This is a genomic window from Pseudomonas sp. NyZ201 (genome assembly GCF_049860765.1).
Taxonomy (GTDB): domain Bacteria; phylum Pseudomonadota; class Gammaproteobacteria; order Pseudomonadales; family Pseudomonadaceae; genus Aquipseudomonas; species Aquipseudomonas bharatica.
This window is the reverse complement of sequence record NZ_CP187557.1, coordinates 2,248,837-2,273,091: the sequence shown is the minus strand read 5'-3', so window position 1 is coordinate 2,273,091 and position 24,255 is coordinate 2,248,837. Positions and strand designations below refer to the sequence as shown.

Sequence of the window (24,255 nt, the reverse complement as noted above, 5' to 3'; positions counted from 1 at the left end):
GAGCGCTATGGACCTGACGATTCAACACTTTATCGCGCTTGCGCCACTGCTGATCACCACCATCACCGTTGTCGTGGTGATGCTGGCGATCGCCTGGCGCCGCAACCACTCGCAAACCTTCCTGCTGTCGACCGTGGGCCTGAACCTGGCCCTGCTGTCGATCCTGCCGGTCCTGAAAATCGTGCCCCTGGCGGTGACCCCGCTGCTGACCGTGGACAAGTTCGCCTGCCTGTACATGGCGCTGATCCTGGTCGCCACCCTGGCCTGCGTGACCCTGGCCCATGCCTACCTGGGTGACGGCGGCTCCGGCTACCCGGGCAACCGCGAAGAGCTGTACCTGCTGATCCTCATGGCGGCCCTCGGTGGCCTGGTGCTGGTCTGCGCGCAACACCTGGCCGGCCTGTTCATCGGCCTGGAACTGCTCTCTGTACCGGTCTACGGCCTGGTGGCGTATGCCTTCTTCAACAAGCGTTCGCTGGAAGCCGGCATCAAGTACATGGTGTTGTCCGCCGCGGGTTCGGCCTTCCTGCTGTTCGGCATGGCCCTGCTCTACGCCGACGCCGGCAGCCTGGCCTTCGACACCATCGGCAAGGCCCTGGCCGCTACAAGCATGCCAAGCCTGCTGGCCCAACTGGGCCTGGGGATGATGCTGGTCGGCCTGGCCTTCAAGCTGTCGCTGGTACCGTTCCACCTGTGGACCCCGGATGTATACGAAGGTGCTCCGGCGCCGGTCGCCGCCTTCCTGGCCACCGCCAGCAAGGTCGCGGTATTCGCCGTGGTGGTACGGCTGTTCATGCTCTCCCCTGCTGCCAGCAGTGGCGTGCTGACCACCGTGCTGTCGGTGATCGCCGTGGCTTCGATCCTGGTCGGCAACCTGCTGGCCCTGACCCAGAGCAACCTCAAGCGTCTGCTGGGTTACTCGTCGATCGCCCACTTCGGTTACCTGCTGATCGCCCTGGTAGCGAGCAAGGGCCTGGCCCTGGAAGCAATCGGCGTATACCTGGTCACCTACGTGATCACCAGCCTCGGCGCCTTCGGCGTGATCACCCTGATGTCCTCGCCGTACAACGGCCGTGATGCGGACGCCCTGTACGAGTACCGCGGCCTGTTCTGGCGCCGTCCATACCTGACCGCCGTACTGACCGTGATGATGCTGTCGCTGGCCGGCATCCCGCTGACCGCCGGCTTCATCGGCAAGTTCTACATCATCGCCACCGGCGTCGAATCGCAACTGTGGTGGCTGACCGGTGCGCTGGTCCTGGGCAGCGCCATTGGCGTCTTCTACTACCTGCGCGTGATGGTCACGCTCTACCTGATCGAGCCGAACCTGCGTCGTCACGATGCACCGTTCAACTGGGAGCAACGTACCGGTGGCGTCATGCTGCTGGCCATTGCCATCCTGGCCTTCGTTCTCGGCGTTTATCCGCAGCCATTGCTGGACCTGGTGCAACACGCTGGCCTGCAACTGGTCAGCTGATTCACCTGGCAAGAACACACCCCGCTTCGGCGGGGTGTTTTTTTTCCAGCACAGGCCTTGCCAGCCCGTTTACCGTTCAGGGCTCTTGATTTTCCTGTCTTGGGCGCAAAGCGGCGCGCCTCAGATCGCTGTCAGCATGTGGCAAATGAACATCCGGGTTCGGCATGCCACTTGGCGAGAGTTCGTGGGTCATTTCGAATTCTGCACGTACCGACCAGCCACAGGCTTCCGTAGTGCATTGCAGGTACGCCACGCGCAGGAAGATATGGCGCCCCTCGCTGGTACGTATGCGCATCCGGCTCTGGCAGTGGGGACATACGAGTTTATAAGTACTCACTGCTGACTCCTTGCCGTGACACCGTTCCAAGCCGGAAGCAGCGCACACTGCGGCGATTTCGATAATTCATTCCTATTCCAATCTCCTGTAAGCTCAAAACAGTCAAGCCGAGGAAATTTCCCATGATGCGGCTGGAAATTTCTGACATTTAATTTCCCAAACGAGTAGTGCTCAATATTGCAAAGAGAGAGAATGCGTTTCGCGTATTTTTTGGCCGAACATTATATCAGCATGCCTTGGGATTACTCGTTATGAGTATTAATGGATTTGCAGCGGTACTGGCTCGCATGAAGCTCGTCACCCAGTCGGCTACCGACTCAGGGCTCTCGGCAGCGCTTGGCGTGAGCCCTCAAACCGTTAGCAGCTGGAAGGGCCGGGACAGTATCCCGTATGCAATATGCGTTGATCTGGCCAATAAACATGGCATTTCCCTCGATTGGTTGCTGGTTGGCGAGGGGCCCCGATTCCGCGCCCATAGTCATCAGGCCATGAGCCATAACGCCGACCCTGACTGGGAAACCCAACTGCTCGCCGAATTGCGCCTGCTCAGCCCTCAGGATCAACGCGCCATTGTCCTGGCCATTCAGGAAAAACAGCGCCTGCGGGAACTGGAGCAGCAGCTCGAAGAGATCAGCAGCCTGCTCTCGCAACTTCACAATCCGGCTTCATGAGCCGCGCAAACGCTGAATGATGTCGCGCAATTCCGCGCCGTCCAGCCAGATCATCACCTTGATCACGATCGGTATCACCACCACCGCACCGATGAAGGCGGCCTCCCCTCCCGACAGAAACGGCCCGATCGAGCGCATCAATGGCGTGAACAGATAACCTACTCCCGCCGACAACAGCAGGGACCCGATACGTTGCCAGGCTTTCAGGAAGCCCCGCGTACTTGCCACCAGCCAGGCACCGAGCAGCGCTCCGAACACCATGTCGCCCTCCACCGCCGGCAGGGATGCAGCAAGCCCCAGCCCGATGAACAGGCTGGACAGACTTGAGGTTGTAGGATCACTCATGGATAACACGCCTCAGCTCTCGTCGGATTGGTGCCGGAGGATGCCGTAGCGCAAGGCCTTGATCACGGCGGCTACCCGGGAATGAACCGATAGTTTGCGAAGTACGTTGCTGACATGAAAGTTCACCGTAGACTCCTTGCAGGCAAGGATCTGCGAAATTTCCCAAGATGTTTTCCCACAGGAACACCAATACAGAATCTCCTTCTCCCGACGGGTCAGGGTAGGCGGTGCCACGCCGGCAGCAGGCGTGGTAACAGCAGAAGCGGTTGACATCCATAGTCTCCTGTAAAGAGGCCCCGGGCTCGCCCGGGCCGGTTGACGATGGGCAAACGATACGGACCAGCCTTGCTGTAGGACCAGTCGTACAACCTGTAGCCAGCGAAGCTACAAATCACAGGAAGGAGTCACGCAAAAACGTCAGAAAGACGTGGTGATTTCAGAGCACGATCGTTCGTCTGACTTCACATTTCCTGTCAGAACAACCTCGTTGGAGCTGTAAGATGCCGTCACCGCTGTCCCTGCGCTCTTCTCTGTGCCTGCTGGGCCTGACCCTGGCCGGCAGTGCCGAGGCCCAGCAACCGGAGAGCATCAAACTGGAGAGTATCGAACTGGAGCAGGTACTCATCCAGGAGCAGGACCAGGATGACCTCCAGGTTGCTCGCGAACGCCTGGAACAGGTGCCCGGCGCTACCAACCTGATAGACATGAAGCGGGTCGAGCAAGGGCGCGTCGCCAGCAACCAGGATGTCCTCGCCTACCAGCCCGGGGTGTTCGCCCAGTCCGCCGGCAATGACGGTATTCGCCTGTCGATCCGCGGCTCGGGAATCAACCGGGCGCCAGGTGCCCACGGCTCCGGGACCTACGTCATGTTCGACGGCCTGCCCCTGACCGGCCCCGGTGGCACGCCCTACGAGCTGTTCGAGCCCCTGTGGCTCAATCGCGCGGAAGTCCTGCGCGGGGCCAATGGTTTCGACCGTGGCGCCCTGGCCCTGGGCGGTGCCATCAACTACCTGACCCATACCGGCTACGACGCCGCGCCCTTGCAATTGCGCTATGAAGCCGGCAGCCGCGGCTACCAGAAACGCCATATCAGTTCCGGCCAGGTGCTCGGCGACTTCGATTACTACGTGGCCCTGACCGACACCGGGTACGACGGCTACCAGGATCACAGCAGCGGCAGCGGCAAGGGCGTTGCGGCGAACTTCGGCTACCGCTTCAATCCCGATCTGGAGACACGCTTCTACCTGCGTTACCGGGAAACCGACAATGACCTGGCCGGGCGCCTGACCAAGGACCAGATCAAGCATCACCCGCGGGCCGCCAACCCGGCCTACCTGAGCCGCAACGACAGTCGGCCGCAACCCGGGTCCACGTGGCTGGCGAACAAGACCACCTTCTATCTCGACGACGATTCACAACTGGTCGCGGGCCTGGTCTGGCACGACTATCCGATGGATCTGCGCGAAGGACCGATGCGTCTGAAGGTGGCCTACGCCGATGTCAGCGGCACCCTGGACTATCAACGCCGACATACGCTGTTCGGCCATGACAGCAATACCACCGTGGGCTGGCGCACCACCAAGCATTTGCCCAACAGCGGCGCCTCGCAGTACTCGCGGGCGAACGACATCGTCGGCGCCAGGACCCGGGACTTTTCCTACCAGGGCTCGGATACCGTGCTGCATATCGGCAATGAACTGGAGCTGGTCCCCGACCTGTGGCTGAGCAGTGGCCTGGCAGCGATCTATACCCGCCGGGAAAGCGATGTGACCTACAGCAACGTCACTTCGGGGCCGGGGGGCAAGGTCAGCCTGCACGACTGGGACTACGCGCCGCGTATCGGCCTGCGCTATGACGCCAGCCCGAGCCTGCAGCTGTACGGCAACCTGAGCCGTTCGGTGGAACCGCCGCACCCGTGGTCGCTGATCTGGAGCGCACCTACGCAGTACCAACCCATCGAGCTAAAAAACCAGACCGCTACCACGCTCGAGCTGGGCGCCCGTGGCGACTCGGACCTGGGTCGCTGGGACCTGTCCTGGTATTACTCGGCCGTGCGCCATGAACTGCTGATGGTCGAAATCCAGGCCCCCATCCGCAGCGAAAGCAACGCCAGCCCGACCATCCACCAGGGTATCGAGGCCAGCCTTGACAGCACGCTATGGCAACGTGGCGATGTCGGCCGGCTGTCCCTGCGCCAGGCCTACACCCTCAACGACTTCCACTACCGCAACGACAAGGTCTTCGGCGACAACCGCCTGCCGGGCATCCCGATGCACTACTACCAGGGCGAACTGCGTTTCGACCTGCCCAGCGGTTTCTACGCCGGGATCAACACCACCATGGCCTCCAAGGTGCAGGTCGATTACGCCAACAGCTACGACGCCGATGCCTACGCGATTCTCGGCGCAACCTTCGGCTACAACGCACCGAAGCAGGACTGGCAGACCTGGCTCGACCTGCGCAACCTGACCAACCAGCGCTACGCGGCGATCGTCGTTCCGGGCTACAACGACAACGGCGCGGATGTGGCCAGGTCGGTGCCCGGCGAAGGCTTCGGGGTCTATGCCGGCGTGTCTTACACCTTCCACTGAGAGCGCCTGAAAACTCTGTGAGGTGGGTCAGGCAAAGCGTGGAATTGTCCACCATACTGGCTGGGTCGCGCTGACCGGGCCATGCCCGAGCGCCCCTATTCCAGGAGAAACGACGATGGCCATATTCGCGCCCGGGCAACTGCATATCGAACGACATGCGCTGACCCCGAAGGACGTCAGCTACAACCTGAAGATCAGCTACGAGGTCACCCAGGACCCGAAACAAGGCAAAGGCATCCAGTTCAGGATGCATGGCAGCATCCAGGACAGGAACGTGGACGAGACCTTCTGGTTACCCAAGGAGGACGCCTACAACTTCGCCCGCAACGTCACGCAGATCGCCGAGCGCTACGGGATTCCCAAGGAACTGAGCAGCATCGGCTCGCAGCACAAGCACTACGATCTGATGTTCGAAGACATACGCCAGAAGCTGAACATGCAGTCCGGCGATGCGGTGGACGTCCGCCATTTCGAATGACGCCCACCGCGAGGCACGCCCGGCCTGTCAAGGCGGCAACTGCACCTGCGGCCGGGTATTGGTGAAGATCCCCCAACTGGACACGAACAGCGCGGCGATCAACGGCCCGATGACGAAGCCGTTGAGCCCGAACACCGCCAGGCCGCCGAGGGTCGAGACCAGGATCAGGTAATCCGGCAGGCGCGTATCCTTGCCCACCAGCAGCGGGCGCAGCAGGTTATCCACCAGCCCGATCACGCAAACGCCGAAGGCGGTCAATACCACGCCCTGCCATACCGCTCCGCTGAACAGGAAATACACCGCCACCGGCGCCCAGACGATTCCCGCGCCCACCGCTGGCAGCAGCGACAGGAAGGCCATCAGCACGCCCCACAATAGCGGGCTCGGTACATCCAGCACCCAGAAGATCAGGCCGCCCAGGGCACCCTGGGCGATGGCCACCAGCAGGTTGCCCTTGACCGTGGCGCGTACCACCCGGTTGAACTTCAACTGCAGGCGGCGCTTCTGCTGCTCGGCCAGGGGGATCGCCATGCGGATCCGCCGCACCAGCTCCGCACCATCGCGCAGGAAGAAGAACAGCAGGTACAGCATCACACCGAGGCTAACCACCAGGTCGAAGGTGCCCTGGCCGAAGCTGTAGGCCTGGCTGGCGAAGAACTGGCTGCCCTCCATCGCGCCCTTGGCAACCTTGTCGCGCAGGCCGTCGAGGTCTCCGATGCCAAGGCGCTCCAGACCATGCTGGACGATGGGCGGCAGCACTTCCTTGAAGCGCTCGACATAACCGGCGATATCCAGTTCGCCGCTCTCGATGCGCTTGTAGATCATCCCGCCTTCCTGCACCAGCAGGCCGCTGACGACGATTACCGGCAAAACCACGATCAACAGGCACACGAGCAGGGTCAGCCCGGCGGCCAGGCTGCGTCGCTGGTTAAGGCGCAGCAGCAGGCGCCGCTGCATGGGCGCAAAGAGCACGCCAAGAATCACGGCCCAGAATATGGCCCCGTAGTACGGCAGGAGGATCCAGAAGAAGGCCACCGTGACCAGGACCAGCAACCCGATGAGGGTTCTTTTTTGCAATGCGGTTTCGCTCATGTCGGTCCTTAGATCAACACAACACTCATGGACTGAGCGCGGACCTTGTGGGAGCGGGTTTACCCGCGATTGCAGTGGTGGATTCACCGACGTAATCGCGGGTGAACCCGCTCCCACAGGATCCGCGTGATCATTAGTGCTCTGCGCCACGCAGAAAGTGCCGTTGCTCCAGATCAATAAATCGAAACCGCCCCTGCCGTAGCATCCGCGCCTTTTGCCCCGGTGCACCGACCATGACCAAGCCCGAACTGCTCGCCCCCGCCGGCACCCTGAAGAACATGCGCTACGCCTTTGCCTATGGCGCCGATGCCGTCTATGCCGGCCAGCCGCGCTACAGCCTGCGGGTGCGCAACAACGAGTTCGACCACGCCAACCTCGCCCTCGGCATCAAGGAAGCCCAGGCCCAGGGCAAACGGTTCTACGTGGTGGTCAACATCGCGCCGCACAACGCCAAGCTCAAGACCTTCCTCAAGGACCTGGAGCCGGTGATCGCCATGGCCCCGGATGCGCTGATCATGTCCGACCCGGGGCTGATCATGCTGGTGCGCGAGCATTTCCCGCAGATGCCGATCCACCTTTCGGTGCAGGCCAATACGGTGAACTGGGCCAGCGTGAAGTTCTGGAAGGGCCTGGGCCTGACCCGGGTGATCCTGTCGCGCGAGCTGTCCCTGGAAGAGATCGAGGAAATCCGCCAGCAGGTACCGGAGATGGAGCTGGAAGTCTTCGTCCATGGCGCACTGTGCATGGCCTATTCCGGGCGCTGCCTGCTGTCCGGCTACCTCAACCGCCGCGACGCCAACCAGGGCAGTTGCACCAACGCCTGTCGCTGGAAATATACCGCCAGCGAGGCCACCGAGAACGAAACCGGGGATATCGTCCGCGCCTTCGAACCGGAACCGACCCTCGGCCTCGGTGCCCCCACCGAGCAGGTTTTCCTGCTCCAGGAAAGCAATCGCCCGGACGAAGACATGCCGGCCTTCGAGGACGAGCACGGCACCTACATCATGAATGCCAAGGACCTGCGCGCCGTGCAGCATGTCGAGCGCCTGACGCGCATGGGCGTGCATTCGCTGAAGATCGAGGGACGCACCAAGTCGCATTTCTACTGCGCGCGCACCACCCAGGTGTACCGCCAGGCCATCGACGATGCGGTGGCCGGACGCGAATTCGACCGCTCGCTGATGCTCGACCTCGAATCCCTGGCCCAGCGCGGCTACACCGAAGGCTTCCTGCGCCGCCACGTGCATGACGAATACCAGAACTACCAGCGCGGCAACTCGGTGTCGGAGCGCCAGCAGTTCGTAGGCGAACTGACCGGTGAACGGGTCGACGGGCTGGCGCAAGTCCTGGTGAAGAACCGCTTCGCCCTGGGCGATCACCTGGAGCTGATGACCCCGGCTGGCAACTTCCACTTCGACCTGGCCGAACTGCGCGACCGCCACGGCAAACCGCTGCAGGTCGCCCCCGGCGACGGCCATGTGGTCTACCTGCCAGTACCCGAGCAGGCAGACCTGGCCTACGGCCTGCTGATGCGTGATGTCAACGGCTGACAGCGGCCTCACTCGGCAGCGGTTCGCCGATCGACTGCGTGCGGTACTGCGGATCGGCCTTGATCTGCGCTTCGGTGAAGGGTGTCGCGTGCCACTGACCAGCCGAGAACGCGCGGGTCTGGTCGCTGGCATGAGGCGAAGCGGCCTCGCTGGACTGCGAGAACACCAGCAGACCCTCGGCCTGCGGCCCCTTGTCGTCGAACGTCACCAGTTGCAGATAGCTGGTGCCGCTGACCACCCGGCGCTTGCCCGGCGCACCGTCGACGCTCTGGATCGCGTTGTACACGCCGAGATTGGCCGGGCCGCCGTGGATCGGCGTGCCGTCGGCGGCCTGCTGAATCTGGCCCCAGCGGGTCGCTTCGTCGGCACCGGCCACCCGCGCCGCCGAGGCCAGCGCTGCTTCGCGCAACATCTTCGCCACTGCGGCACGCTCCCAGGCCAGGCCACGCGGGGTGTGCATCGGATCGGCCGGATTGAATGCGACCCGCCAGAAGCCGCCTTTCTCCTGCAATGCCTGCATGATGATCTGGAAATGCACCAACCCAAGGCCGCTGTCCAGGCCGGCCCGGCCATCCCAAGTGGCGAGTGCGGCGCAGACCCGTTTCAGATCGGCCTCATCGCCCACGCCGGCACACCATGCCAAGATGTCCGGCAACAACACGTCGGCCAGGTAGACCTGGTCGTTCATCACCATTTTCTTCAGGTCCTCGGCCCCCAGCCGACCAGGCTGTTCCAGCCGGGTCAAGGCAAAACGCGCGCGCGGACCAAGGGGAATGCCGTCCCGACTGACCAGCGGCGAAAAACCGGTCAACGGCTGTGCCGGATTGACCAGCCAGGCGCTGTCGTTGGCATGCTGGACGAAATCCCCGCGGCTTAACTGCGGCTGCATCTGCGCCGGGAAGATCCCCGGCTGCACGGCACGGGCGTCGACCTTCCAGTCGCAGGCGCTGCGCGAGCCGTCGAGCACGATCATCTCGGCACCGGCCTTCGGGTCGCTGCAGCGGCCCAGCAGCTCGGCGTCAACGTAGGGCACCACCGACTGGTTGAGGTACAGGGTGCGGCCACCGGCATCGGTGGCCAGGGTGTTGACCCACGGAATACCCTGCAAACGCTGCACCGACGCCTGCAAGGCCGCGAGACTGTCGGCCTGGTTGAGCGCATGCCATTGCTGCAGCACCCGGGTGTTGCCGAGGTTGGCGTCCTGCACGCTGAAGGCCACGCCGGGCGTCCAGTCCAGGCGTCCCGGCCACCGCACCACCGGGCCGAAACGGGTGCTGAACAGTTCGTGGCTGATCTCGCGCAACTGCCCGTCCTCGCCCTTGACCGTGACCTTCAGCGTCTGCCGATCCATCGGCAACGAGCGGCCATCGAACAGGTAGCGGGTCGGATCCGCCGGATCGAGCTGCAGGCGATGCAGGGTGAAATGTCGCGAGGCGTCCACGGTGTGGGTCCAGGCCAGATGACGGTTGAAGCCGATATTCACCAGCGGCAGGCCAGGCAGCGCCGCGCCCATGACGTCGAGCTGGCCCGGGATGGTCAGGTGCATCTGGTAGAAGCGCATGCCGCCATTCCAGGGGAAATGCGGATTGGCCAGGAGCATGCCGTGCCCCGTGCGCGATCGCTCGCTGCCCAGGGCAATGGCATTGCTGCCGCGCTCAAGGGCGAAGCGGCGCTGGTTTTCCAGGGCGACGCGCAGATCCTTAGGGTCGAACCGGGCAACCGTGCCCGGCGGCGTGGCACCTGCCACTGCTTCGGCGAACTGGCCGACCCCGCCCTCCACCAGCAAGCGCCGAGTCAACCTGACCAGATCGAACGCAGTGATGGGGCGCAGCCACTCGGCTTGCTGGCATTCGGCGGGCAGGCCCTGTTCGCGACGCTCGGCCAGGGCACGGTTGAAGCCTTGGGCATAACCTTCCAGCAATGCCTGGATCGGCGCCGGCTGTGCTTGCCAGAACGCCGACACGGACTGCGGCGTATTCAGCCAGGTGAAGAACAGATCGCTGGAGAGATTGCGCCGCTGTTCAAGGGTCCGCTGCTGCGGCCCGAACCAGCGCGAACGCTGGCCGTTGACCGTGACGACCTCGTTGGCCAGCAGGCACAGGTTGTCCTGCCCGTAGGCATAGCCGATGCCATAGCCGAGGCCGCGCTCGTCACGGGCGAGAATGTGCGGCACACCGAAGGTGGTACGGCGGATTTCGGCGGAAACCGCCCCGGGATTGTCCCGGGCCTGGGCACACAGGCCGATACCGGCCAGCAGCAGGGCCAGGCAAAGCCTGGAGGAAGGGGGAATGGCGATCACGGGAACTCCTGCCGGAATCAGGCATAGCAAGGACATCCTGATAGAACGAAGTCCGGATGAAAAATTTACGGTAAAGGGGTGGCTGCTTCGTTACAGGTAGAAAGGCGGAATTTTTTTCCGCTCCAATTGCAGATTTGTCGCTCTCATTCGTCTTATAGGTTGGGAGCGTCATTTGAACGCAGGACAGACAGGCTCTGAAAAGGGAGTTTTTGCATGTACGACCAGCAACCGCAACCACCCCAGCCACTTCGCTTCAGACGCAGGACCAACGCCACGCTGCCGGCCAGGAACGAGGCAGCGGAAACCGAGGAACGTGCCGGCAACGAGCAGATCCGCGAGCTGCTGCGGGTATTCGGCCTGCGCACCAGCCTGATCCGCCTCAAGGTGATCGATGCCTTGCACACGGCCGATCGCGAAGGACGCGCCATTGGTGTGCGCGGCATCCACAGTCAATTGGAAAGGCTCGATATCCCGCTGTCGTTCCTGAGCGTTCGCGAGGTGCTCAAGCGCCTTTGCGTCGAAGGCGTGATCAGCATGGGCAGCGACAAATGCTACAGCCTCAACCCCCAGGCCCGCGCCGTTCTGGAGCAGGCCCCTTCGCGTTGAGCGACCGGCCGGCGTTGCGCCGGCCGCCCTGCTCTGCTCGGTCAGGGCTTGACCTTGCGCCGCAGAATGCCATTGATGACCACGAAAACCACGGCCAGGCCCATGGCGATGTACTGGAACATCTGCTCGGTGATCACCCCCTGCTTCTGCAGCCACGACAGGCCCAGCATGGCGGCCAGCAAGACCAGGGTCATCAGGATCGAGTATTTCAGGCGTTGCCCTTGAGTCATTGGAAAATCCTTGCAGCAGCGATGGTGAAGGCCGATGAGCGACCGGGCGCAATGATACATCGCAGCCTCGCTCCGGAGGATCTTTTCCCTGTTTTTTCCGCAGGCACCAGCTGAAACCATGCTCGGCTCCGGGCCCAGGCCCTTCCCCGCGAGCCTTCATATCATGTCCTTGCGCACCCTTCTCGGCAGCCTGGTGCTGTCTACCTGCCTCGGCGCCCAGGCGCTGGAAACCGAAAACCGCAGCGAAACCGAGCTGATCGCCCTGGCCAGCAGCCTGGCGCAGACTGCCGGCAGCAGCCAGTGGCAGTTGCTTTGGCAGCGCAGCCGCGAAGCCGGACACCTGACGCCAGGCAAGGCGGCGCATTTCGTCGTGTCCCAGCAACGCATCGACGAACTGACCCGGGCCACCCTGTCGCGTCCCGATTCGGCGAGTGCGCAAAACCTGACCCGCGTGCAATACCGGCGCGACTTCCAGCCGCTGGTGGTCGGCAAGCTAGGCGGCACACCCCTTAGCGCCCTGTGCCTGACGGTCGACTGGCGTACCTTCCCCGAGGGGACTCGCGGCGACCCCGGGCCATGGATGGGCCAGGTCAGCCTGCTGGTCAGCCAACCTTGCCCTTGAGTCAGCCTTGAGCAACCACGCGCCCCTCTATCCGAGGGGCGCGCGAAGGGGCAGGGGCTACAGGCTCATCAGCAGGTTTCTGCCTACTTGATGTAATCACGATACTTACAGTGCTTTGACTTCTTGGCTACCGCTCCTGACCTGCTTGCTACCTAGCGACCACTGCAAGGCTGGTCGAGAATCGATCCCACGCCACCTGGCCAGCCCAGTGCTCGCTACCCATCCTGCACAACGCTCAAGCCTCGCCTGGCCCAGACAGAGACCCTTTTGCTCACGCCAGAAAAACAAGGACGTCAACATGCAATCATGTGACCTGAAGCGAATCGATATCGAGCAGCTCCCTCAATCCCTGCAGATGCTGATCGAGTGCATCGGCATCGAACATGCCTACCGCCTGACCCATATCTACGGCGGCCGACCCAAGTACATACCCAAGCATCGCGAACGCACTTCGCTGGCCGAGATCCTCCCGGCCGACGCTCTGGAAGCCCTGATCAAGCGCTATGCCGGCATGGCCCTGGAAATTCCCAAGTGCGACCACTTCAACCGCCAGTTGCGCAACCAGCAGATCCAGGAGGAAAGCTCCAACGGCCTGTCGCGCAGCGTACTGGCCAATAAATATGGGCTGAGCCTGCGCCAGATCGGCAACATCCGTCGCCAGGAAGCGCACTCACGCTAGAAAACCACTGCGGGGCACACGTTCGTGCCCCGCAGTCACCGCGCACTTTCGCGCAAGCAAGAGAAGGAATTCTTGAATGTCCATCGATAGCAGCCTTATCGGCTCGGTAATCAACGCACTGCCCCTGGACCGGATGATTTCCGGCCCCCTGCAAGCCATGATCCAGGCCCAGGTCACCGCCAGCAAAAGCTACGCGGACTTCCTCCTGGGGGTCTGTGTCAAGGACGGCAAGGCGGTCTCGATCCAGTTCGACTATGACGAGGCCATCACCGACGAACAGGGTGTCTACAAAGGCACCATGTCGCGCAAGATGCAGATCCCGCTGCTGGCGGCGGTTGCCCACCCGAACATCGTGATCGAGGAAGGCACCATCGACTTCGAGCTGACCATCAGCCAGAGCGCCGAAGACACCAAGGAAACCGCCGGTTCCGCGGAGTTCGGCGCGTCCCTGGGCTGGGGCCCGTTCAAGCTCGAGGTCAAGGGCCAGGTCAGCCACAAGTCGGCACAGACCCGCAAGACAGACACCCGGGCCCGCTATGCCATCAGTACCCGCATCGCCCGCCAGGATCCACCGGAAGCGTTGATGCGGGTGATCGACTTCCTCACCGAGGCAGCGACCAAGCCGATCACCTTGCCCAACAGCGAGACCAGCAACCCGGACGCACCGCCGACCGACAACGCGCTGCCTGATCCGAAGACCCAGGCAGCGCCGCCTGCCTGATCAGCATCCTCCGAACACGCACCACCGCCCCGCCTAGTGCGGGGCAACCTTTCATCCAAGCCAAGGAATGCCGCCCGTGGACCAGACGCCCCCGAAGGAACCCATCGCCACCAGTGACCTCTGCGATATCACCCGCGGTCTGCAGGAGGCCGCTTCCGCCACCACCGGGCTGATCGCCCAGCAGTACATCAGGCTGTTCGACCAGTTTTTCGACTACGACAGCCAGCAACTGGGCGCGCCGATGAAGGCGAAGATGGTCGAAGTGGCAATGGATGACCGGCACACCCTGAAGATCCCGCTGATCACCCTGGTTGCACCACGCGGACTGGCGCTGGAGCGGATGCAGGTGGACCTCTCGGTGAGGATCCAGAATACCCGCCCTGCCCCTGGCCAATGCAGCGACTCCGCGCACCAGCGCTTCTTCGTCAAGGTCGGCCAGCAGAACCGCCGCCAGGGCGAGGCGCGCGATCCGGACGAGGTACAGATCCGCATGCAGTTCCAGGCCTGCGAGCCGCCCGAAGCGCTGAACCGGCTGATCGAGGAGTACACCAACCTGATCTCGCCGTTCCGCCAGTCCGCCCCTGCCGACGGCCCGCCAACCTCCAGCAACGAGTTCATAGACGCCGCCACCGTGCGCTGAGCTAGAAATCCCGCTTGTAGAACAGGTCCAGGGAGCTGGCCACGCCACTGGCCGCTTCCAGGTACAGGCGCTTGCTCAGCAAATACCGCAGAGCGATGGTATTGGCCGGCTCGAACACGCCCACGCCGTAGCGCAAGCTCAATTTCTCGGTCAGGTTGCCGCTGGCTACCACAGCGGTGCTCTGCCCGCTGCCTTCGGTATCCAGCTGGAAGTCCTCGATGCCGAGGCTCGATGCCAGGCTGCCGGTGATTCCCGCACTTCCCGCCAGGCCAAGCCCCAGCGCCGCTTGCGCCAGCATATTGTTGTCCTCGCCGGTAGTGCTCAGCGGACGCCCCAGCACCAGGTACGACAGCGCCTGTTCCTGGCTCATCGCCGGCTCCGAGAACACCGTGGTGGTAGGCTGCTCGGCGCTGCCGGTGAGGCGGATGCCGGCGATGATATCGTCGGTCTTGCGGATCGCTTCGATGTCCAGGTAGGGCTGGTCGATAGGGCCGGCGAACAGCAGCCGGGCGCGGCGGATGGTCAGGCGCTGGCCGTAGGCACGATAGCGACCGTCGGCCAGGCTCAGTTCGCCGCGGGTATCGAGGTTATCGCCGATATGCACCTGGCCGAGCAGGTTGGCGGTCAGGCCGAAGCCGCTGAAGGCCAGCTTGTCCTGGCCGACCTGCACGTCGATATCCATCGCCACCTGCATCGGCGCCTTGCCTTCCTCGGTCTGCTGGCCAACGATCACCGTGTCCTCCGACACCTTGACCGTCGACGGGGGCAGCTCGCGCACGGTAATCGTGCCCTTGGGTACCAGCACCTTGCCGCTGACCGCCAGACGCTCGCCCTGTAGGCTGATCTTCAGGTCCGGCGCCACTTCCAGCGCCGCATAGGGCTCGACGCTGACCGGCAGGCGCTGGCCTTGCAGGGCCAGGTTGACCCTCAACGCCTGGCCCCAGCCGATCTCGCCACCCAGGCGGCCCTGGCCCAGCTCGCCGCTTTTCCAGTCGCCATTCAATTGCACCTGCTCGCCGGCGATCTGCGCCCGTACGCTCAGGTCACGCAGGCTGAGCGGCAGCTCGGCCCCTGCTACCTCGCCCCCCGACAGCACCAGGTTGCCATTGACCAGCGGCGCCAGCAGCGTGCCGGAAATCCGTCCGCTGCCATTCAACTGCCCGGCCAGGCGCTCGACCATCGGCACGAAGGGCCGCGCCACCGCGAGGTCAAGGCCGCTGAGGCTGAAATCGCCAATCAACGGTTTGTTGCGCGCCAGCGGATCGATACGTGCATTCAGGCTCAGCTCACCCAGGCGACCGCCACGGAAGTCCAACCGGGTATCGACCCGACGTGGGCCAAGGGTGCTGTCCAGGCGCAGGGCCTGGTAAGGGAAATCGACCCACTGGCCCTTCTCGCGGATGCGCAGGGTGCCACCACTGGCATCCACCTGCACCGAACCTTTCGGGCCACTGGCCGGCAGGTCGAGATTGATATCGGCATTCAACCGGCCCTGCCAGGCGAAGTCCTTCGGCAGCCATTGCGCCAGGCTTTCCAGCGGGAATTCCTTGAGGTGATAGCGAATCCGCGGCTCCGGTGCCAGGCGCTGCGGATCGCCACACAGGCTGGCCGGCCCGGAGCGCCAGCAGTGGGCACCGAAATCGATCTGCCCGTTGGCCAGGCGCTGCAAGGTGGCCGGCGCCTGCAGGCGCCATTCCTGACCGCCGGCCTTGATTTCGCCCCTGGCCAGGCGTCCGCGCCAGTCGCCTTTTTTCTGGTCCAGTTGCCCGTCCAGGCCGAGGTCCAGCTTGAGTTGCGGACCATCGAGGGCAAGTTGCAACTGTTGCTGGCGGATATCGCCCTGGCCCTTGGCGGTCAGGGTACCCAGTGCCGTTTCGCCGGCGCGGATGCCGCTGGCATCGAGGTTGATCAGGGCTTTTTGTGCGCCATCGAGACGGGCGTCGAGATCGAGGGATTGCAGACGGTTTTCTGCCTGCGCCAGTTGCGTGCCTTGCAGTTTCAACTGACCTTGCGGCGCCTTGAGGGTGCCGGAGACATCCAGCCGCCCCTTGACCTGCCCTTGCAGTTGCGGCCAGAGCTGGCCGAGGCGCGGCAGGTTCAGGTCGATCTGCCCGGCGAGGCGCTGTTGCAGGCTGCCGCTGCCATTGATCCGGTTGTCGCCCAGGCGCACTTGCAGGGTGCCCAGGGTCCACTGCTCGCCCGCGCCTTCGGCCTTGAGCTGCAGCAGCGCAGGCTGGCCGCGCAGGCGGCCCTTGAGGTCGAGGTCAGCGTTCAGCGAGAGTTTTTCGTTCTTCAGCTCGCCCTTGCTGCGCAGCGGGCCGGCAAGCGTGCCGGGCATCTCCTTGAGCCAATAGGCCGGGTCGAGATTGGACAGATCCAAGGCCGCGTCCCAGGCCACGCCATCCGCGAAGGCCACGCTGACACTGCCGGCGGCCTTGCCCTGCCCCGCGTTCAGCACCAGTTGCGGCAGGCTGATGCGGCCAAGGTCGCCGTTGAACGGACTGCGCAGGGTGAAGGCGCCGGCCGGCCCGTCGAGCTCGCCACTGAAATCACCTTCATAGCTGCCATCGCGGTACTGCACCTGGGCCTTCAGGCGATGCAGCACTACTTGCGGCGCCTCGTCCAGCGGATAAAGGCGCAGCCAAGGGAAATCCTGCCAGTCGAGGGTGGCCGTGGCAGCGAGGGCGTTTTCCCAATTGGCCGTGGCGGTCAGGGCCAGGCGCTGCTCGGCGCTGGCGGTCAGGTCCAGCCCGGCCACTTCGGCGCCCTTGGCATCGACCCGGCCACGCAGGGCCAGGTTGATCGGGCCGTCCCGAGCGGCGAGATTGCCAGCGCCAACCAACTGGTAACCGGCCTTGAGATCACCATGGGCAGTCAGTTCCAGTTGCTGGAACAGCAAGGTGTCCGGCAGGCTGGCGGCAGCCTTGAAGTCCCTGGCGCTGAGATGGACCTGGGCCGGCAGGTTTTCCACCAAGGGTTGCAATTGGCCGCTCAGGCGGCCTTGCAGGTAGCCACTGCTGTCGGCCTGCAGGTCGAGGCTCTTCTGCAGATCGCCTTTGACCTGCAACGCCAGTTGCCAGGCCTGGCCATCTACCGCCGGCAACTGCAACTGGCCCTCGGCCTGCAATGGCCAGTCGCCGCTGGGTTGCAGCAGGCCTTGCAGGGTCAGGTGCAGGTCGTCGCGCTTGAGGTCGAGGCTGTCGATCTTCAGGCCTTCGCGGGTCCAGTGGGCGGCGAGGGTCAGGCCACTGAGTTGCTCGGCGCCGTCCAGCCGCAACACGCCGACCTGGACTTCGCCCAGCTCGATGGCCAGCGGCAGATCGAGGTCCGGCAGTTTCAGCGGACCGCTGTCCGGATCGGTTTCGGTGGGCGCGAAGGCCAGCTCGATCTGCGCGGCGTGCAGCTTGTCCACGCACAGAGTCCGGCGCAGCAGGCAGCCGGGCGTCCATTCAAGCAGCGGCGCGGTCAGTTCGACGCGGTCCTCACCGGACTGCCAGACCAGCTTTTCCGCCTGCCACAAACCGGCCAGACGCCCCTGGAAACCGTCCACCTGCAAGCCGGGCACCAGGCCCAGGGCCCAACGGCTGCCCGCTTGCGTACCCAGCACCAGGCCCAAGGCCAGGGTTATCAGAACCAACACTGCGAACAGGCTGATCGCACTCCATTTCGCTACCCGTTTCACAGCTCTGGTCCCATCGAGAAGTGCAGTCGAATCCCGCCGTCGTCGTCCAGCGCCTTGGCCAGGTCCAGACGCAGCGGCCCCACCGGGGAAATCCAGCGCACGCCGAAGCCGACGCCGGTCTTGAGGCTGGGGAGTTCGAGATTGTTGAAGGAGTTGCCCTGGTCGACGAAGGTCGCCACCCGCCACTTATCGGCGATCTGGTACTGGTATTCGGCACTGGCCGCGACCATGTAGCGACCGCCGATGCGATCGCCGTCGCTGTTGGTCGGCGACAGGGTCTGGTAATCGTAGCCGCGCACGCTCTGGTCGCCACCGGCGAAGAAGCGCAGGGATGGCGGTACGGATTTGTAACCGTTGGTGGCGCTGCCACCGAACTGGGCACGACCGAGGAAACGGTGCTTGTCCGCGAGGGTGGTCAGGCCCTTGACCAGCACCGTGCCGTTGAGCAGGTTGGTGTCGGACATCAGCCCTTCCTTGGCCACCCGCGCATCGAATTGCAGGCGGTAGCCGTTGTGCGGATCGATACGGTTGTCGCTGCGCAGGTAGCTGTAGCTGACGCCGGGCATCAGCAGCGTACTCAGCCCGGAATCGTCACCCAGGCGATATTCCTCGCGCTGCCATTTCAGCGACAGCACGCGCTGCCAGCCGCTGGGCAGCTTGCTGTGCCATTCCGGGCCGACGGTGAGCAATTTACTCAAGGTATCGGTGCCGGCGATCTCTTCATATTGATAGCCGCCGGCATAGCGCAGCTTGTCGGTCAGCGGCGGGTCGAGGGGCACGTCGTACCACAGGCCGATATTCTGCCGAGGAGCCGAAACCTCGCTTTCGATCCCGTAGCTGTGGCCTTGCGGGTTGACCCAGTGGCGAGTCCAGTTGGCCTTCACCCGCGGCCCGACGTCGGTCGAATAGCCAAGGCCGAGGCCCATGGTTCGCGGCTTGCGCGCCTGCACGTCGACGGCCACCGGGATACTCTGGCCTTGCGCCGCCGTGGGTGCGGCATCGACCCGCACGCCTTCGAAGTAACCACTGGATTGCAGGGCGTTGTTCAGTTCGGCGATCAACTCGGAGTCGTAGGGCGTGCCTTCCTTGAACGGCACCATGCGTTGCAGAAGGTCTTCATCGAAGGGCGAATCGCCGTCGAACGTCACCTTGCCCAGGCTATAGCGCGGGCCGCTATCGTAGACCAGTTCGATATCGGCGACCCCGGCAGCGGGGTCCACCGCCAGGCGATTGCTGGTGAAGTGGCCCTTGAAGAAGCCATAGCGCGAGGCCTGGTTCTGGATCAGGCGCTTGGCGTCCTCGTAGCTGCCATGATTGAGCACCGCGCCGCTGCGCAGCGCCTTGCTGTCGGGGATGCGAAAGGCCTTGAGCTGGCTGGCCGGGCCGTCGATGCGCACCTTGACGTTACGCAGGTGAATGGGTTCGCCGGGTTCGATGGTCAGGCGCAGGCGTGGCCCCTTGTCCTCGTCGCGAGGCGGCAGCACCTCGCTGTCGATCCGGGCCTGGTAGTAACCCAGGGCCTGGGCGGCCTTGCGCGCCTGCTCCTCGGCGCCACGACTGAAGCGCAGCAGCGCCTCTTCGTCACGCTCGCCGAGGCTTCCGATATAACCCTCGACATTGGCCTTGAGTGCGGTGTTGGCGGGCTTGATGCGAACGACCAGTTCGCTCTGTGCGGCGGCGAGGCTGCTGGCCAGGCACAGGATCAAACCCAGGGAAAAGCGTCCTGAATACGTCATGGGCACGGATGCTACCAGAGCCGGCTGACGGCTTGCATGTCGAAAGCCGTCCGGATCAGGCCGGAGCCAGGGCGATCCTTTGCGGAGCGGGATGGAAAAACACATGCTCGCGAATCGGCCCGACGGCCACTTCACCGATTTCCAGGTAGCCCTGGCGGCGGTAGAAATCCAGGTAGTGCTCGTTGCCGGTGTCGAGCACCACGCCGCGGGAACTCTCGTCTGCGGCGCACCAATCGTGCACCGCCGCCAGCAATTGTTCGCCATAGTGCCGGCCCTGGAACTGCGGATGGATACCCAGCAGCGGCAGGATATGTACGGCGTCGCCGGGCAGGCAGGCCAGCAAGGCCGCGCGGTATTCGAGGTAGCGGCGGGTACAGCGCACACCGGCCGACAGCATCATGCGCAGACGCCAGGCCCAGCTCTCGGTCACGCCGAGGCGGCGTACCGGCGGGGAGATCAGGGCGATACCGATCAGGCGGTCTTCCACCAGCAGGCCGAGGGCAGGCAGGTCCTGCAGGAAATGCTGGCGCACCCGCTCACGAACCAGGGCGCGCACGCGTTGCTCGAAACCCGGGCGCTCGGCTTCGAACAGGTAGGCGTAGGTGGGTTCGTGGCGGTAGGCGTGGTAGAGCAGAGAACGCGCTTCACGGCTGTAACCGCCGTCGAGCAGACGCACTTCGGCCGGCGCGGGGGTCGATTGGGGCATGGTCGCGGATCTCCTGATGGCAGTCGGGCATTGCTCTTTGAGGGGTGGGCTGCGCCAACGTTCCTTCCTGATGGGGTTGGAGTATAGGAGGGAATCACAAGGTGCTCAGGGACGGAGTCGGGTGTGATAACGATGCTCTTCCAGTGCCCTCGAGGCTGGCCCCTGCCGCCCGACTCAGCTAGCATCCTGCCTTTTCCCCAGGATTGCCCTTCCATGAAGATCGTCTCGTTCAACATCAACGGCCTGCGCGCCCGGCCCCATCAGTTGGCGGCGTTGATCGACAAGCACCAGCCGGATGTGATCGGCCTGCAGGAAACCAAGGTCTCCGACGATCAGTTCCCGCTCGCCGAGGTGCAGGCCCTCGGTTACCACGTGCATTACCACGGCCAGAAAGGCCATTACGGCGTCGCCCTGCTCTCGCGCCAGGCGCCGCTGAGCCTGGTCAAGGGTTTCTCCACCGATGAAGAAGATGCCCAGCGCCGCTTCATCTGGGGCACCTTCGCCGATGACCAGGGCAACCCGGTGACCATCATGAACGGTTACTTCCCCCAGGGCGAAAGCCGCGACCACCCCACCAAGTTCCCGGCCAAGCAGCGTTTCTATGCCGACCTGCAGAACCTGCTGGAAAGCGAGTTCAGGAACGACCAGCCGCTGATCGTGATGGGCGACGTGAATATCTCCCCGGAGGATTGCGACATCGGCATCGGCCCGGACAACGCCAAGCGCTGGTTGAAGACCGGCAAATGCAGCTTCCTGCCGGAAGAGCGCGAGTGGATGGCCAGGCTCAAGGGCTGGGGCCTGACCGACAGCTTCCGCCACCTGCATCCGGAAGTGGTCGATCAGTTCAGCTGGTTCGACTATCGCAGCCGGGGCTTCGAGGATGAACCGAAACGCGGGCTGCGCATCGATCTGATCCTCACCTCCGATGCGCTGTTGCCGCGGGTCAAGGCGGCGGGTGTGGACTATGAACTGCGCGGGATGGAAAAGCCGTCCGACCATGCGCCGATCTGGCTTGAATTGAGCTGACAACACGGTTCGAATGTGGGAGCGGGTTTACCCGCGATTACGGTAGTGAATTCACCGACGCTATCGCGGGTGAACCCGCTCCCACAGAGTCCGAGTCTTACTTTAGAAGTATTCTCTAGCGTGACAGCGCAGCCTGAAAGGCCGGGCCGGCTCCACAAGGTCCCACGCCACAGCCGTCATTTTTATTTCATCTTCCTGTCTTAATCTGCCGCCACCTTCGTCCCTTCGAGAGTGCCTTCCGGCAATGATCCGCGCCTGCGCCCTGCTCCTCGCCCTGCTCGCACCCCTGGCAGTTGCCGATACCCTGCGCATCCAGGGTTCCAACACCATCGGCGCAGCCCTGGCCCCGGCACTGGTGCGCGGACTCCTGGAGAGCCAGGGCATCAGCGATATCCGCACGGAGCCCGGCGCCCGGGCCAATGAAGTGCGCATCAGCGCCGGCGATATCCAAGTGGACATCGCCGCCCACGGCACCAGCACCGGTTTCGCCGCACTCAAGGCCGGCAGCGCCGACCTGGCGGCTGCCTCGCGCCCGATCAAGGACAGCGAGCAGGCCGAACTCCAGGCCCTGGGCAACCTGACCAGTGCCGAAGCCGAGCAGGTCATCGGCCTCGACGGCGTCGCGGTGCTGGTCCACCCTGACAACCCTCTGCCGCAACTGACCATCGAGCAACTGGCGAAGATCTTTTCCGGGCAGATCACCACCTGGGAAGCACTCGGCGTCGGCGGCGGACCGATCCGCCTGTATGCCCGTGACGACCGCTCCGGCACCTGGGAAACCTTCAAGAGCCTGGTACTCGATCCGCACCAGCAGGTCCTGGCCGTTAATACCCGGCGCTTCGAATCCGGCGAAGAACTCAGCGAAGCCGTGCGCAACGACCGCCATGCCATCGGTTTCAGCAGCCTGAGCACGGTGCACGGCGCGCGGGTCCTGGCGGTCGCCGACGGTGCCTCGCGGGCGATGCTGCCGAGTCCGGAACAGATCGCCAGCGAGGATTACCCGCTGACGCGTCGCCTGTACTTCTACCTGCCGCCGGCACAGCACAATCCCCTCGCCCGTGCCCTGCTGGCGTTCAGCCAAAGCCCGCAGGGCCAGGCCATCGTCGCCAGCAACGGTTTTATCGACCAGCGCGTGCGCACTATCGACGAACAGCCCCAGGCGGACATGCCGCCGAGCTACCGCCGCCTGTCCAGCGAAGCCAGGCGGCTGTCGGTCAACTTCCGCTTCCAGGAAGGCAGCGCGACGCTCGACAACAAGGCCCTGCGCGACATCCAGCGGCTGGCCGAGTACCTCAAGCAGAACCGCAAGCTGGACAACAAGGTGGTGCTGGTGGGCTTCGGCGATGCCAAGGATGACGCCCGTCGCGCCGACCTGCTGTCGCGTCTGCGCGCAATGGCGGTGCGCCGCGAACTGGTCAGGGCCGGCGTGACCCTGCGCGATGTCATCGGCCTCGGCGCCGAGCTGCCGGTGGCGGCCAATACCGACACCCAGGGCCGGATCCGCAATCGCCGTGTCGAAGCCTGGGTTTACTGAAGGAGGTTTCGCTCATCCTTGTAAGACCTTGTAACGCTCTCACCCGGCCCCGCGCCTGTCGCCGACTAGGCTGAAACATGTGACGCCGGGCCCCTCTGACGGTCATTCGACCGCCATGTCGGAGTCACTTCCACGACATAGGGAGGGGCTCATGACAGCTCTGCATGATTTCATCAATGCCGAATTCCTCGGCACCAGCGGCCTGCTTTGGCTGGCCTTCGTCGTTATCGTCGTCGCCCTGCTGGTCCTCGACCTCGGGGTGCTGCACCGCGACCAGCGCGAAATCGAGATGCGCGAGAGCCTGCTGCTCTACGCCGGTTACTTCAGTGTCGGGCTGATGTTCGGTGGCTGGATCTGGTACGAACTCGGCGCCCAGAGCGCTTTGGAGTTCTACACCGGCTTGCTGGTGGAACAGTCGCTGTCGATGGACAACGTCTTCGTCATGGCGATGATCTTCGGCTACTTCGGCATTCCCCGACGCTACCAGCACCGCGTGCTGTTCTGGGGGATTCTCGGGGTGGTGGTGTTGCGGGCGATCATGATCGGCGTCGGCAGCGCCCTGGTGAAGGAGTTCGACTGGATTCTCTACGTGTTCGGTGCCTTCCTGCTGATCACCGGGGTGAAGATGCTGTTCAGCCGCGAGGATTCGCATCCGGACCTGGCCAATAATCCGATGATCAGGTTCATCAAGAAACATGTGCGGGTTACCGACCGCCTGCATGACGCGCACTTCTTCGTGCGCCTGACGCCGCCGGGCGGGTCGAAGGCGATTCTCTACGCCACGCCGCTGTTCCTGGCCCTGGTGCTGATCGAACTGGCCGACCTGGTGTTCGCCGTGGACAGCGTGCCGGCGATCTTCTCCATCACCCAGGACCCGTTCATCGTCTACACCTCGAACATCTTCGCCATTCTGGGCCTGCGGGCGCTGTACTTTGCCCTGGCGGCGCTGATGCACCGGTTCGTCTACCTGAAGTACGCGCTGGCGCTGGTGCTGATCTTCATCGGCGGGAAGATCTTCCTGCATGGGTTCATCGGCAAGATCCCGGCGCTGGTGTCGCTGGGGGTGACCTTCGGCTTGCTGGCGGGAGGGGTGGTGTTGTCGCTGTTCAAGACCCGGGATGAGAAATCACCCCAAAAAGAAGGCTGATCACCGTATTCTGTGGGAGCGGGTTCACCCGCGATGACGTCGGTGAGTTCACCATCGCAATCGCGGGTGAACCCGCTCCCACAGGG

Annotated in this window: 22 protein-coding genes; 13 read left to right on the top strand and 9 right to left on the bottom strand. The window is 63.8% G+C overall.

Annotation, left to right across the window (positions count from 1 at the left end; genetic code table 11):
- Positions 1-7 precede the first annotated feature (7 nt).
- Positions 8-1,477: an NADH-quinone oxidoreductase subunit NuoN gene (gene nuoN / locus ACPFMA_RS10170; RefSeq protein ID WP_420057075.1), complete on the top strand. Its 1,470-nt coding sequence runs from the start codon at positions 8-10 to the stop codon at positions 1,475-1,477.
- Between the two features lie 76 nt (positions 1,478-1,553).
- Here nuoN and ACPFMA_RS10165 read toward each other — a convergent pair whose 3' ends face one another.
- Positions 1,554-1,814, bottom strand: a complete 261-nt coding sequence (locus tag ACPFMA_RS10165; protein WP_081263188.1) for an ogr/Delta-like zinc finger family protein — start codon at positions 1,812-1,814, stop codon at positions 1,554-1,556.
- A 251-nt stretch (positions 1,815-2,065) separates the two neighbouring features.
- On the opposite strand from ACPFMA_RS10165, the gene ACPFMA_RS10160 reads away from it, so the two are divergent.
- On the top strand, positions 2,066-2,485 hold the full coding sequence (locus ACPFMA_RS10160) for a helix-turn-helix domain-containing protein (protein ID WP_420057312.1): 420 nt from the start codon (positions 2,066-2,068) through the stop codon (positions 2,483-2,485).
- Here the strand turns inward: ACPFMA_RS10160 and ACPFMA_RS10155 are convergent.
- Positions 2,480-2,830, bottom strand: a complete 351-nt coding sequence (locus tag ACPFMA_RS10155) for a putative holin (protein ID WP_064303251.1) — start codon at positions 2,828-2,830, stop codon at positions 2,480-2,482. The genes ACPFMA_RS10160 and ACPFMA_RS10155 overlap by 6 nt on opposite strands.
- A 12-nt stretch (positions 2,831-2,842) precedes the next feature.
- Entirely contained in the window at positions 2,843-3,103 is a 261-nt protein-coding gene (locus ACPFMA_RS10150; protein WP_064303250.1) for a helix-turn-helix domain-containing protein, read from the bottom strand.
- A 227-nt stretch (positions 3,104-3,330) separates the two neighbouring features.
- On the opposite strand from ACPFMA_RS10150, the gene ACPFMA_RS10145 reads away from it, so the two are divergent.
- Complete coding sequence (locus ACPFMA_RS10145; protein ID WP_425930094.1) at positions 3,331-5,421, top strand: TonB-dependent receptor family protein; 2,091 nt, start codon at positions 3,331-3,333, stop codon at positions 5,419-5,421.
- A 115-nt stretch (positions 5,422-5,536) separates the two neighbouring features.
- A complete protein-coding gene (locus tag ACPFMA_RS10140; protein ID WP_420057073.1) occupies positions 5,537-5,899 on the top strand; it encodes a DUF5064 family protein in 363 nt (120 codons plus the stop codon).
- Between the two features lie 27 nt (positions 5,900-5,926).
- Here ACPFMA_RS10140 and ACPFMA_RS10135 read toward each other — a convergent pair whose 3' ends face one another.
- Positions 5,927-6,991, bottom strand: coding sequence for an AI-2E family transporter (locus ACPFMA_RS10135; RefSeq protein WP_009401007.1), 1,065 nt, complete (start codon positions 6,989-6,991; stop codon positions 5,927-5,929).
- A gap of 233 nt (positions 6,992-7,224) precedes the next feature.
- Here ACPFMA_RS10135 and yegQ point away from each other — a divergent pair, with 233 nt between their 5' ends.
- Positions 7,225-8,541 carry a tRNA 5-hydroxyuridine modification protein YegQ gene (gene yegQ / locus ACPFMA_RS10130; protein ID WP_425930093.1) on the top strand — a complete coding sequence of 439 codons (1,317 nt, stop codon included), beginning with the start codon at positions 7,225-7,227 and terminating at the stop codon, positions 8,539-8,541.
- On the opposite strand, the gene ACPFMA_RS10125 is transcribed toward yegQ, so the two are convergent.
- Positions 8,531-10,876, bottom strand: a complete 2,346-nt coding sequence (locus tag ACPFMA_RS10125) for an acylase (RefSeq protein ID WP_425930092.1) — start codon at positions 10,874-10,876, stop codon at positions 8,531-8,533. The genes yegQ and ACPFMA_RS10125 overlap by 11 nt on opposite strands.
- A gap of 177 nt (positions 10,877-11,053) precedes the next feature.
- On the opposite strand from ACPFMA_RS10125, the gene ACPFMA_RS10120 reads away from it, so the two are divergent.
- Positions 11,054-11,446, top strand: a complete 393-nt coding sequence (locus tag ACPFMA_RS10120; RefSeq protein WP_279897279.1) for a fe2+ zn2+ uptake regulation protein — start codon at positions 11,054-11,056, stop codon at positions 11,444-11,446.
- A 41-nt stretch (positions 11,447-11,487) separates the two neighbouring features.
- Here the strand turns inward: ACPFMA_RS10120 and ACPFMA_RS10115 are convergent, their stop codons facing one another.
- Entirely contained in the window at positions 11,488-11,676 is a 189-nt protein-coding gene (locus ACPFMA_RS10115; RefSeq protein WP_009401013.1) for a hypothetical protein, read from the bottom strand.
- Positions 11,677-11,839: 163 nt separating this feature from the next.
- Here ACPFMA_RS10115 and ACPFMA_RS10110 point away from each other — a divergent pair, with 163 nt between their 5' ends.
- The 4 genes from ACPFMA_RS10110 to ACPFMA_RS10095 all read left to right on the top strand — a co-directional run bounded on the left by ACPFMA_RS10110 (position 11,840) and on the right by ACPFMA_RS10095 (position 14,338).
- Positions 11,840-12,298: a hypothetical protein gene (locus ACPFMA_RS10110; RefSeq protein ID WP_420057070.1), complete on the top strand. Its 459-nt coding sequence runs from the start codon at positions 11,840-11,842 to the stop codon at positions 12,296-12,298.
- Between the two features lie 298 nt (positions 12,299-12,596).
- Positions 12,597-12,977: a Mor transcription activator family protein gene (locus ACPFMA_RS10105; protein WP_064303244.1), complete on the top strand. Its 381-nt coding sequence runs from the start codon at positions 12,597-12,599 to the stop codon at positions 12,975-12,977.
- Positions 12,978-13,053: 76 nt separating this feature from the next.
- Positions 13,054-13,698: a DUF2589 domain-containing protein gene (locus ACPFMA_RS10100; protein WP_420057069.1), complete on the top strand. Its 645-nt coding sequence runs from the start codon at positions 13,054-13,056 to the stop codon at positions 13,696-13,698.
- Positions 13,699-13,774: 76 nt separating this feature from the next.
- Positions 13,775-14,338 carry a DUF2589 domain-containing protein gene (locus ACPFMA_RS10095; RefSeq protein WP_420057068.1) on the top strand — a complete coding sequence of 188 codons (564 nt, stop codon included), beginning with the start codon at positions 13,775-13,777 and terminating at the stop codon, positions 14,336-14,338.
- A gap of 1 nt (position 14,339) precedes the next feature.
- Here ACPFMA_RS10095 and ACPFMA_RS10090 read toward each other — a convergent pair whose 3' ends face one another.
- The 3 genes from ACPFMA_RS10090 to ACPFMA_RS10080 are packed head-to-tail and all read right to left on the bottom strand — an operon-like array spanning position 14,340 to position 20,462.
- Positions 14,340-18,020: a translocation/assembly module TamB domain-containing protein gene (locus ACPFMA_RS10090; protein ID WP_425930091.1), complete on the bottom strand. Its 3,681-nt coding sequence runs from the start codon at positions 18,018-18,020 to the stop codon at positions 14,340-14,342.
- Entirely contained in the window at positions 18,017-19,756 is a 1,740-nt protein-coding gene (locus tag ACPFMA_RS10085) for an autotransporter assembly complex protein TamA (protein WP_064303240.1), read from the bottom strand. Before ACPFMA_RS10085 ends, ACPFMA_RS10090 begins: the two co-directional genes overlap by 4 nt.
- Positions 19,757-19,811: 55 nt before the next feature.
- On the bottom strand, positions 19,812-20,462 hold the full coding sequence (locus tag ACPFMA_RS10080; RefSeq protein WP_279897274.1) for a GNAT family N-acetyltransferase: 651 nt from the start codon (positions 20,460-20,462) through the stop codon (positions 19,812-19,814).
- Positions 20,463-20,675: 213 nt separating this feature from the next.
- Between ACPFMA_RS10080 and xthA the strand changes: the two genes are divergently transcribed.
- The 3 genes from xthA (at position 20,676) to ACPFMA_RS10065 (ending at position 24,169) form a co-directional block, all read left to right on the top strand.
- On the top strand, positions 20,676-21,488 hold the full coding sequence (xthA, locus tag ACPFMA_RS10075; protein ID WP_064303238.1) for an exodeoxyribonuclease III: 813 nt from the start codon (positions 20,676-20,678) through the stop codon (positions 21,486-21,488).
- 244 nt (positions 21,489-21,732) lie between these two features.
- Positions 21,733-23,022, top strand: a complete 1,290-nt coding sequence (locus ACPFMA_RS10070) for a substrate-binding domain-containing protein (RefSeq protein WP_064303237.1) — start codon at positions 21,733-21,735, stop codon at positions 23,020-23,022.
- A 151-nt stretch (positions 23,023-23,173) separates the two neighbouring features.
- Entirely contained in the window at positions 23,174-24,169 is a 996-nt protein-coding gene (locus ACPFMA_RS10065; protein ID WP_064303236.1) for a TerC family protein, read from the top strand.
- Positions 24,170-24,255: the final 86 nt, after the last annotated feature.

What these genes read in the sequence shown, in the direction of transcription:
- ACPFMA_RS10085 (WP_064303240.1), bottom strand. Translation starts at nt 19,756, where the DNA reads ATGACGTATTCAGGACGCTTTTCCCTGGGTTTGATCCTGTGCCTGGCC.
- ACPFMA_RS10065 (WP_064303236.1), top strand. Translation starts at nt 23,174, where the DNA reads ATGACAGCTCTGCATGATTTCATCAATGCCGAATTCCTCGGCACCAGC.
- ACPFMA_RS10105 (WP_064303244.1), top strand. Translation starts at nt 12,597, where the DNA reads ATGCAATCATGTGACCTGAAGCGAATCGATATCGAGCAGCTCCCTCAA.
- ACPFMA_RS10155 (WP_064303251.1), bottom strand. Translation starts at nt 2,830, where the DNA reads ATGAGTGATCCTACAACCTCAAGTCTGTCCAGCCTGTTCATCGGGCTG.
- ACPFMA_RS10150 (WP_064303250.1), bottom strand. Translation starts at nt 3,103, where the DNA reads ATGTCAACCGCTTCTGCTGTTACCACGCCTGCTGCCGGCGTGGCACCG.
- xthA (WP_064303238.1), top strand. Translation starts at nt 20,676, where the DNA reads ATGAAGATCGTCTCGTTCAACATCAACGGCCTGCGCGCCCGGCCCCAT.
- ACPFMA_RS10080 (WP_279897274.1), bottom strand. Translation starts at nt 20,462, where the DNA reads ATGCCCCAATCGACCCCCGCGCCGGCCGAAGTGCGTCTGCTCGACGGC.
- ACPFMA_RS10140 (WP_420057073.1), top strand. Translation starts at nt 5,537, where the DNA reads ATGGCCATATTCGCGCCCGGGCAACTGCATATCGAACGACATGCGCTG.
- ACPFMA_RS10160 (WP_420057312.1), top strand. Translation starts at nt 2,066, where the DNA reads ATGAGTATTAATGGATTTGCAGCGGTACTGGCTCGCATGAAGCTCGTC.
- ACPFMA_RS10120 (WP_279897279.1), top strand. Translation starts at nt 11,054, where the DNA reads ATGTACGACCAGCAACCGCAACCACCCCAGCCACTTCGCTTCAGACGC.
- nuoN (WP_420057075.1), top strand. Translation starts at nt 8, where the DNA reads ATGGACCTGACGATTCAACACTTTATCGCGCTTGCGCCACTGCTGATC.
- yegQ (WP_425930093.1), top strand. Translation starts at nt 7,225, where the DNA reads ATGACCAAGCCCGAACTGCTCGCCCCCGCCGGCACCCTGAAGAACATG.
- ACPFMA_RS10100 (WP_420057069.1), top strand. Translation starts at nt 13,054, where the DNA reads ATGTCCATCGATAGCAGCCTTATCGGCTCGGTAATCAACGCACTGCCC.
- ACPFMA_RS10115 (WP_009401013.1), bottom strand. Translation starts at nt 11,676, where the DNA reads ATGACTCAAGGGCAACGCCTGAAATACTCGATCCTGATGACCCTGGTC.
- ACPFMA_RS10145 (WP_425930094.1), top strand. Translation starts at nt 3,331, where the DNA reads ATGCCGTCACCGCTGTCCCTGCGCTCTTCTCTGTGCCTGCTGGGCCTG.
- ACPFMA_RS10135 (WP_009401007.1), bottom strand. Translation starts at nt 6,991, where the DNA reads ATGAGCGAAACCGCATTGCAAAAAAGAACCCTCATCGGGTTGCTGGTC.
- ACPFMA_RS10070 (WP_064303237.1), top strand. Translation starts at nt 21,733, where the DNA reads ATGATCCGCGCCTGCGCCCTGCTCCTCGCCCTGCTCGCACCCCTGGCA.
- ACPFMA_RS10110 (WP_420057070.1), top strand. Translation starts at nt 11,840, where the DNA reads ATGTCCTTGCGCACCCTTCTCGGCAGCCTGGTGCTGTCTACCTGCCTC.
- ACPFMA_RS10125 (WP_425930092.1), bottom strand. Translation starts at nt 10,876, where the DNA reads ATGTCCTTGCTATGCCTGATTCCGGCAGGAGTTCCCGTGATCGCCATT.